General features: G+C 71.6%; 4 protein-coding genes and 1 pseudogene. All 5 read right to left on the reverse strand.

The annotated features are described in order from the left end of the window. Positions 1-16: 16 nt before the first annotated feature. The gene (gene pulA / locus MED01_RS34540) at positions 17-5,542 is read right to left on the reverse strand and encodes a pullulanase-type alpha-1,6-glucosidase (protein ID WP_238672697.1); all 5,526 of its coding nucleotides are present in this window, start codon (positions 5,540-5,542) and stop codon (positions 17-19) included. Between the two features lie 110 nt (positions 5,543-5,652). Beyond that, the gene (locus tag MED01_RS34545; RefSeq protein ID WP_238672698.1) at positions 5,653-6,339 is read right to left on the reverse strand and encodes a cellulose binding domain-containing protein; all 687 of its coding nucleotides are present in this window, start codon (positions 6,337-6,339) and stop codon (positions 5,653-5,655) included. Positions 6,340-6,462: 123 nt separating this feature from the next. Continuing rightward, positions 6,463-7,137: a hypothetical protein gene (locus tag MED01_RS34550; protein WP_238672699.1), complete on the reverse strand. Its 675-nt coding sequence runs from the start codon at positions 7,135-7,137 to the stop codon at positions 6,463-6,465. Between the two features lie 98 nt (positions 7,138-7,235). Continuing rightward, positions 7,236-7,625, reverse strand: a complete 390-nt coding sequence (locus MED01_RS34555; protein WP_238672700.1) for a DUF6841 family protein — start codon at positions 7,623-7,625, stop codon at positions 7,236-7,238. A gap of 37 nt (positions 7,626-7,662) precedes the next feature. Beyond that, a pseudogene (locus MED01_RS34560) lies at positions 7,663-7,898 on the reverse strand (hypothetical protein); the annotation flags it as partial.

Here is a 7,898-nt window from a genome sequence, read left to right on the forward strand (position 1 = left end):
AGGGGGCCGGTTCGCGTCACTTCTGGACGAAGACCGCCACGCTGCGCGCCGGGACGGTGAACGTGCCGGCCGCCCTGTCGAACGAGGCGGTACGCAGCACCGGGTCGGCCGAGTCGACAAGCACCGGGTGCAGTGCCACGTCCGCTCCGCGCAGTCCGGTCACCGTCTGGTCGGCCGCCGACGGGGTGCTGTTGAAGACGACGGTCAGCGACTTCCACGGCCCGCCCAGCCCACCGGCGTCCAGGGTCATGGTCAGCACCCCCGGTGTCTCCTGCGCGCCGGACAGCGGGAACGCCACCCTCCGCTGCACCTGCTCGGCGGTGGCCAGCCCGAACACCGGCGACGACGCCCGGATGCGCAGCAACTCGGCGTACCTGGCGTCGGTGGTGTTGATCGCCGCGCAGTCCGGCACCAGCGTCGGGTCGGCCAGCAGCGGCTTCGCGTACGACCACTTGTCCTCGTTGTCGGGTGCGGGCGGCAGTCCGGCACCGAACCCGTTGCCCCGCTCGCAGCCCCACCGGATCTGGTTGAACCAGTCACCGGAGTTGTACGAGTTGCGGTCCAACGACTTCGACCGCAGCCGCTCGGTGCCGGCGGTGACGAACCCGGTGCCCTGTCCCAGCACCACTGTGCCGAGCGCCAGCACCTGCATCCGTGAGCGGTCCGCCGCCGTCGTGGCCTGCGGGAGCTTGTACGCCAACGCGTCGTACAGGATCTCGTTGTCGTGCGCGTCGGCGTAGGTGACGGCCTCCCCCGGTGCGGCGGTGTAGCCGGCCGGGGAGCCGTTGTAGTCCACCTGCGCCCCGGTGACCTCACGCCCGGCGGTGTCGGTGAACCGGTAGCCGCGCAGGTTGCCGGTGAGCCCCACCTTGATCAGGTCGTGGGCGTGCAGCAGCCGGGCCTTCTGCTCGGCCGGTGACCCGTTGGCCGCGTCGCCGTTCGGGTCGGTGTAGAGCCCGGAGGCGAAACCCTGCACCCGGGGGTTGGCGTCGAACGGCCCGCCGCCACGCACCGCGTCGCGCAGCCGGTCGTTGAAGGTGCCGATGCCGGTGCCGGCCATGTTGGCCTGGGTGGCCTGGACGAAACGGGCGTCGTTGGCGACCTCGCCGAAGTTCCAGCCCTCGCCGTAGAGCATGATCGCCCTGCCGTCCACGCCGTCGCGGGCGACGGTGAGCCGGTCCAGTGCCGCCCGGACGGCGAGGATGTTCGCCTTCGGGTGGTGACCCATCAGGTCGAAGCGGAAACCGTCCACCTTGTACTGCCGGGCCCAGGTGACCAGCGAGTCGACCACCAGCTTGCCCATCATGGCGTGCTCGGGGGCGGTGTTGGCGCAGCAGGTGGAGTTGGCCACACTGCCGTCTTCCAGCAGCCGGTGGTAGTAGCCGGGCACGATTTGGTCGAGCACCGACTTCGCGTCGGTGCCGGCCGCCGACGTGTGGTTGTAGACCACGTCCATGACCACCCGCAGCCCGGCGTCGTTCACCCCGGCGACCATCCGCCGGAACTCGGTGGTCCGCGCCGCGCCGACCGGGTCGACGGCGTAGCCACCCTCGGGCACCGTGTAGTGCAGCGGGTCGTACCCCCAGTTGTAGCCGTCGGCTTCGGCGACCGCCGCCACGCACTTCTGCTGCTCGGCGGAGTCCGGCGGCAGCGCCGCCAGGTCGCAGGCCGGCTCGCGCTGGTCGGCCCGCTTCTCGGGGATCGTCGCGAAGTCGAACGCCGGCAGCAGGTGCAGGTGGGTGACCCCGGCGTCGCCGAGCGCCCGCAGGTGGGTCATGCCGGCGGTCTTCGGGTCGGTGAACGCGAGGAAGGTCCCCCGCCGCTCGGTCGGCACTGTGTCGTCGGCGATGGAGAAGTCCCGCACCGACAGTTCGGTGATCTGCGCCTTCGCGGCCGGCACCGGCGCCGGTTTGCGCAGCGTGCGCCAGCCAGTCGGGGCCAGCGCCGGGTCGTTCAGGTCGACCAGTTGGCTGTGCGTGGAGTCCGCGGCGAGGGCCACCGCGTACGGGTCGGTCACCGACGCGGTGACCATCCGCTGCGCCGCCGGCTGCCACGCCCGCACCTCGTACCGGTAGAACCTGCCGGTCCAGGTGTGGTCGCCGCGCACCGACCAGACGCCGGTGCGGTCGTCGCGGCGCATCGGCACCGTCCTGGGTGCGGCGGTGGGCGAGTCGAACAGTTGCAGGCGCACGCTGTGGGCGGTCGGCGCCCACAGCGCGAGGCTCGGCGTCCGGCCCGCGAAGGTGGGCCCGAGGGTCGCGTCGGTCGCCCGGGAGTACACGTCGTCGAGCACGCCGGGGATCTGCACGCCGGTCGCGGCGAGCAGCGCACCCTCGGCGTCGCGTTCGGTGACCAGCAGTTGCCCCCGCAGCGCCGCCGGGACCTTGGCCAGGTCCGCCCGGTCCAGGGCGAAGCTACGGTACGACCACAGGTGCGGGAACCTGTCGCGTTGGGCCTCGGTGAGCCCGTTGCGCTGCGCCCGTAGCGGCAACGTGGTGTACGTGCCGGCCAGCTCGCCGTCGACCACGCTGACCCCGCCGGTGGGTGCGGTGACCAGCGCGTACGTCCTACCGTCGGTCGGCGGGGTCTGCCAGGCCACTGTGGACCTGTCGATCCAGTGCGCCTTCTGCTTGCTGATGTCGGTGTCTCCGCTGGCGGTGGTGGCCGTCGACGGCAGCAGGCGGCCCGGCGTGGCGGCGAGCAGCCACACCTCCCGACCGGCGCTGGCGAAGTCGAGCCGCTGGTCGTCGGGCAGGTCCTTGGTGTCGCCGTTGTGGATGATGTAGTTCAGGCCGGTGGCGCCGGCCGCCAGCGGCACCCGGAACACCGCCCCGAACGCGTCGACGGCGCTCGGCCGCAGCGGGGCGGACCACTCGGTCGGGTTGGCCGCGCCGTCCCACAGGTGCAGGCCCCAACCGTCGTAGTTGCCGTCGGCCCGCCGATAGTGGAGCACCGCGGTGCCCTCCTCGACCGGCGGCTCCGGTTCACCGGCGGCCGCCTGCCTGCTCGGGTAGATCGCCGGGTCGCCCTGCTTGAGCCAGATCTCCCCGGTCCGGGTGACGTCGATGCTGCGGTCCTGGGCGACGTCCTTCGTACCAGCCTTGTCGACAACCAGGAAGTTCACCGACGTCGCGCCCGGCTTGAGTTTCACCCAGGCGAACCGGCCGTAGGAGTCCTCCCCGGCGAACGGCTGCCCCTTCGGCCACTCGGTGACGTACGCCGGGTCGATGTCCCCCCAGGCGTACAGCCCCCAGTCGTCGTACCCTCCGGCCGGGCGTTGGTAGTGCACCACCGCCCACTCCCGGGAGCTGCCCTGCGGCGGGGTCCCCACGACGGCTGTGGACCTGGCGGTGGCGGTACGGCCCCGGCCATCGCGGACCACCGCCTTGTACTCGACCCGGGTGCCGCCGGCCAGGCCGGTCAGGTCGTGCTGCACCGTGTACGGGGCGTGGTCGGCGCTGCCCAGCAGCGTCCACCGACCGCCGGCCACCCGGGCCGCGACGGTGACTGTGGCCAGGGGATCGCCTGTCACCCGGGCGGTGACCGCCGCCCTGGTGGCGACCGGCGCGTCCGGAACCGGGCTGGTGATGGTGATGGTCGGCTTGTCGGCCGCCGGTGCGATGGGTTGACCGGCCCGGTACACGGCGGCCGACAGCGGCGGCACGGTGAGGGTCAGTTCACCGTCGTCGCCGGCCCGCGCTGCGGCACAACATGCGCCGGAGGCCGGTCCGGTGCCGGCGCCGCCGTAGATGCCGGTGAAGGTGGCGCCGGCCGACCAGGTGTCCACCGTGACAGTCTGCGCGGTGTCGGCGTTGTTCACTGCCACCACGTACTCGGTGCGGTCTGCCGGGGCGATCCGGGAGGCGGCGAAGACGCCCGGCCCGTCGGCCGCGTACCTGGTGACCTGGACGCCGTCGCGCAACGCCGGGTGGGCCTGGCGCAGCCGGCCCAGGTCGGCGATGGTCCGGTACAGCGGGTGGGTCGGGTCGAACTGGTCGGCGGCGTGGGTGCGGTCGGTGCCGAGCAGGTCGTCGTCGAGGTAGTCGGGAACCGACGAGGCGAACATGTCCTGGCGGGCGTCCTTGTCCCCGCCCGGGCCGGTGAAGCCCTGCTCGTCGCCGGAGTAGACCACCGGCTGGCCCCGGGTCAGGAACATCAACTGGTGCGCGAGCTGGTCACGACGCAGGTGGCTGGCCGGGTCGCTGCCACCCCCGGCGATGAACGATCCGATCCGGCCCATGTCATGGTTGCCGAGGAAGGTGGTCAACCGGCCCGCGTCGGTGTCCCGGGCCGCGTAGAGGTCGTCGCGGGCGTACACGTCGGCGAGCGCCTTCGCGGAGCCGGCACCGGCGGTGAAGCCCCGCGCGGCCTCCTGGAAGGCGAAGTCGAGGGTGGCCGGCAGGCCACCCTGGCGGACGTAGCTGGAGCTGATCTCCGGATCGGCGCTGTACACCTCGCCGAACATGAAGAAGTCCTTCTTGCCGGCCTTCTCCGCGGCCCGCTCGATGCCCTGGCTGAACTGCGGCCAGAAGTCCATGTTGACGTGCTTCACGGTGTCCAGTCGGAAGCCGTCGACGCCGGTCGCGCCGATCCAGTCCCCGTACGCCTTGGTCAAGCCCCGGACCACCTCGGGACGCTCGGTCCACAGGTCGTCGAGACCGAAGAAGTCGCCGTACTCGCTGTTCTCGCCGGCGAACGTGGAGTCACCCCGGTTGTGGTACATGGTGGCGTCGTTCAGCCAGGCCGGGACCTTGACGCTCGCGTCCTTCGGTTCGGCGAACGTCGGCGTGTACGGGAAGGACTCCTTGTCGACCGGCGGGAACGCCCGGCTGCCGTCGGCGTGGTTGCGGTCCTCGAAGGCCCGGCCCTGCGCGTCGGTGTACGGCGAGGTCGCCTTGTCCACGTACGCGTACTTGTCCTCGGCGTACTTGATGACGTCAGCGGTGTGGTTGACGATCACGTCGAGGTAGATCTTGACGCCGCGCTGGTGGGCGAGCCTGACCAGCCGCTTCATCTCTTCCATCGTGCCGAAGTGCGGGTCCACCTGGGTGAAGTCGGTGATCCAGTAGCCGTGGTAGCCGGCCGAGATGTCGTCGCCAGCGCCCTGCACGGGCCGGTTCTTGAAGATCGGCGCGAGCCAGATGGCGGTGGTGCCCATCCCCTGGATGTAGTCCAACTTGTCGATGACGCCAGCGAGGTCGCCGCCGTGGTAGAAGCCCTTGTCGGTCGGGTCGAGGCCGGTCCGCAGCCGGTCGCCGGTGAGGCCGCCCCGGTCGTTGCGGGGGTCTCCGTTGGCGAACCGGTCCGGCAGGACGAAGTAGAACTGCTCGGCTCGGGCGGAGTTGCCGCCAGCCTTCAGCAGCGCCTCGGCGGTGGGTTCGTCACGCCACTGGGTCGCGCCGCCAAGCGTGAGTGGGGCGCCGTCGGCCGGCCGGGGGCCTGCGGCGGCGGGGTGCACGGCGACCGGAGCGCCGACGAGCGTGACGGTGAGCAGGGAGGCAAGGGCCAGCAGGGCGGTGCGCGGTATCGGCGGGGGTTTCATCGACGCCTTCCTCTGGTCGCTGATTGGCCGCACGCTAACCCTTGCCGAAACATTCTGCAATACCTTGCAAACATGGTCGCAACAAAGCAGCATCCTTGCGGAAGCGCCGCTCAGAGCCCGTTACAGCGGACCCCGTCCACCGTGCACGCGCGGGGCGTCTGCGACGCCCGCTCGATGTGGAACCGCAACGACACCGAACCGCCCGGCGACACGTCGACGCCGCTGACGTAGGTGAAGCCGTCGTCGGACTGGCGGATCGTCCCCTGTGGTACGCCCTCCACCCAGGCGGTCACCAGCCGCCCACCGGAGAACTCCAACCGCACCGTCCAACCACGGCTCCGGGTGGACGTGTTGACCATCGCCACCTCGCCGATGAAACCCCCGTCGAAGCTCTGCACCACCCGGTACCGCCCGGTCATCGCCGGCTGCCCCGGCGCGGCCCGGCTCGGCGACCGCGTCGCCGACGGCTTTCCGATCGGACCGGCCGTCGGATCGGCCGTTGGTGAACCGGACCCTGCTGCGGCGCTCGGCGGCAACCCGCTCGCACGGCCGGATATCCCCGGCAGCACCGGCGCCGGAGACGGCACCGAGGTGGGCACGCTCGGAGCCACCACCACCGCAGACGGCACCGGCAGTGCCGGCGGTTGCGCGCCGTCCGGCGCGGGGCTACGTCCCCGGTACGCGCCCAGGGCCACGATGAGCAGGACCACCATCACGACGACACCGGCGCCGACCACGATCCAGGGCGACGTGGCGATCGCCACCGGACCGTGTGGCGGGCGCGGAACACGGCGCATGCCGGACATGTACCTCCTTCAGCGGACCGTCCGCGCAGCGTAGCGATCGGCGGCCCGGCCCGGAAAGCCTTGGCGGTGCGGCGGTGCGGCGGTGCGGCGGCGCTGGGGTGCGGCGGCGCTGGCTCAGCCGATCCGGCAGTCGGCCCCGTTGATCGTGCACTTGACCGGTCGCTGCCCCGAGTCACCCCAGCCGACGCGCAGCCGCAGCCTCCGGGAGTCACCCGCGTCCAGCGAACGGGTGCCGCGCAACACGAACTTTCCGTGCCCGCTGCCCTGCACCGAGACGCCCGAGTCATCACCCACTCGCAGAGTCCAGGTGTCGTCGTCGAACACCAACTCCACCTGCCAGTCCGCCGACCGACTCGACTCGTTGGCGATCGCCAGCACCGCCGCGTCCCCGTCCCAGCCGTTCGAACCGACCTCGTACCTGGCGTTGACCGTCTGGTCCGCCGACGGCGCCAACAGGACGCTCGTCCGCCCCGGAGTCGGCGAGCCGGTGACGGAGGCTCGCGGTGACGGCGTCCGACTGCTGCGTGACGGTCGCGGCGACACCGAGCGCCGCTCCACAGCGGCCGGAGTCGGCCCACCGGTGGCCGACGCGGCGGCCGGCATGGTCGGCAGGAACGCCGGAGGCGCTGCCTGCGGCGGCGCGTCCCGCTCCCTGGTCCGAAACGACAACAGCGCGATCACCAGGAGCACCACCAGCGCGCACACACCGAGCAGCACCACGATCCACGGAACCGACACCAACACCCGCGCCGCACGCGAATCTGCCGCACCGTCCGGCCGCACCGCCATCAGGTCTCCCCTCGTCCCCCACCGACGCGACAGCGTAGCCAGCGCCGCACGGACCGGAAACCAGGCGGGTACGGATCGGGCCGACCGGCCCCCGTCGGTCAGCCCGTCCGGACGACAGTGCAGATCAGTGGTCCGTCATCCGAGATACGCAACAGGTAGCGGTACCGTTCCCCCGGCACCGCCTGCCCCCGACTGTCCAGGAACTCCCACTCCACCGCCACCATCGTCAACAGCGCGGACACCGGCTGCACGTCCTCTATCCGGGCGTGGGCCGCTACCAACTCCCGGTCCTGGTAGTCGGGTGCGGCGCCCACGAAGGACAGGGCCACCGCCGCGGCGGACGTGAACGAGAAGCTGTAGGTGTCGGCCACCACCAGCCCTGGCAGGGCGTAGCAGCCGGCGATGGCCGGCAGGTCACCTGAGGTCAACGCCACGCCGTACCGGTCGAAGAAGTCGGCCAACGTGGCAAGATCCGTGGAGGCGTTCACGGTCACAGCAATTGCCGGTCACCGCCCAGGTCAAACCTCAGCGCGGCGGTACCCGCACCTCGATCTCGGAACCCAACCGGGCGTCGGCGGCCAGACCCAGGTCGTCCCCGCTCCAGAACCGCCCCGGGTCATACCAGTTCGGACGCCGACCCGCCGGCAGCAACCCCATTGCCTCATAGGTCACCGCCACCACCTCGGCGCAGTACGCCGTCTCCAGCGCCCGGTCCCGCTCCCCCGCCGACCGGGCACGATCGGCCGGGTTGGCGCGGTCGG

The organism is Micromonospora alfalfae, assembly GCF_022230925.1.
Lineage (GTDB): Bacteria > Actinomycetota > Actinomycetes > Mycobacteriales > Micromonosporaceae > Micromonospora > Micromonospora alfalfae.

Excerpts from the sequence above, each read along its gene's own strand:
- pulA (WP_238672697.1), bottom strand. The coding sequence starts at position 5,542 with ATGAAACCCCCGCCGATACCGCGCACCGCCCTGCTGGCCCTTGCCTCC.
- MED01_RS34545 (WP_238672698.1), bottom strand. The coding sequence starts at position 6,339 with ATGCGCCGTGTTCCGCGCCCGCCACACGGTCCGGTGGCGATCGCCACG.
- MED01_RS34550 (WP_238672699.1), bottom strand. The coding sequence starts at position 7,137 with ATGGCGGTGCGGCCGGACGGTGCGGCAGATTCGCGTGCGGCGCGGGTG.